At 40.9% G+C, this 877-nt stretch carries 2 protein-coding genes; both read right to left on the bottom strand.

The genetic code is table 11. The features are described 5' to 3' along the window. Nucleotides 1-89: 89 nt before the first annotated feature. Nucleotides 90-485 (bottom strand): hypothetical protein, encoded by a 396-nt coding sequence (locus ACFIKO_RS09355; RefSeq protein ID WP_375673902.1) that lies wholly within the window; start codon nucleotides 483-485, stop codon nucleotides 90-92. Continuing rightward, the coding region (locus ACFIKO_RS09350) for a hypothetical protein (RefSeq protein ID WP_375673900.1) at nucleotides 482-877 on the bottom strand (396 nt) is incomplete at its 5' end. The genes ACFIKO_RS09355 and ACFIKO_RS09350, both read right to left, overlap by 4 nt.

Raw genomic sequence — 877 nt, 5'->3', positions numbered from 1 at the left:
TGGGCGGTGTGGCATGTTTATTCCCCTTCATTTTAGATGTAATTCTCCCGTGGCGTGAATCACGCTGGTGTTAAAAGGCTGGTTGGTTGTTAAATTTTTATGTCTTGAGGAATTCTCGTGTTTCCGCGAATATTAGCTAATCCACGAATTTCGGCATTTCTAAAAATCTTGACTGCGTCATAAATGCGAGCACTATCATAAACTTTTGCATCTCCAAAAATCTCAACATTTCCATAATTAACATCATCCTCATACGTGAAATTGGAGCATGATATAATGACATCACCATAAACCTTGGCATAACCATAGACTTTTGCATCATCACTTACCCAGCAATTGCCATCATGACTTAGATTGTCTTCTTTCTCGATATAGCCGCCAAGATCACCTTTCTTGACGTCCCCCAAATCTCTCAATGCACGAATGCGGCGGAGCGTTTTGCGCCCAACTTCGATTGTTTCATCAGTAAGTTCGTATTTTCTCATCTGGTCTTTTCTCCAGTTGAGATGAGGTCAGTATCATCAACATGCCCATAAGTACCTGCATCATTGCCAATGCATATAGCATCGCAGTCACCAAAAACACGTACATCACCGTAAACTTCTGCAAATCCATAAAAATGTACATCCTCGTAAACTTCTGCATTACCAAAAACCTTAGCATTATCAGAAATTTGTGCATCATCATAAACACGGGCACCTTCATAAACCAGTGCATCATCACCAACCCAACAATCCCCCTCATGACTTAAATTGTCTTCATTCTCTATAAAGCCCCCTAAATCGCCTTTCTCGACGTTTCCAAAGTCTCGTAAGGCACGAATGCGGTGGAGAGTTTTGCCATCAACCTCAGTTGTTTCATCAGTAAGTTCATATTT

Source organism: Bartonella sp. TS82HLJMH, from assembly GCF_042193495.1.
In the GTDB taxonomy this organism is placed as follows: Bacteria; Pseudomonadota; Alphaproteobacteria; order Rhizobiales; family Rhizobiaceae; genus Bartonella; species Bartonella grahamii.
The sequence above is the reverse complement of the archived record's forward strand: the minus strand, read 5'-3'. Positions and strand labels throughout refer to the sequence as shown.

What these genes read in the sequence shown, in the direction of transcription:
- ACFIKO_RS09355 (WP_375673902.1), bottom strand. Translation starts at nt 485, where the DNA reads ATGAGAAAATACGAACTTACTGATGAAACAATCGAAGTTGGGCGCAAA.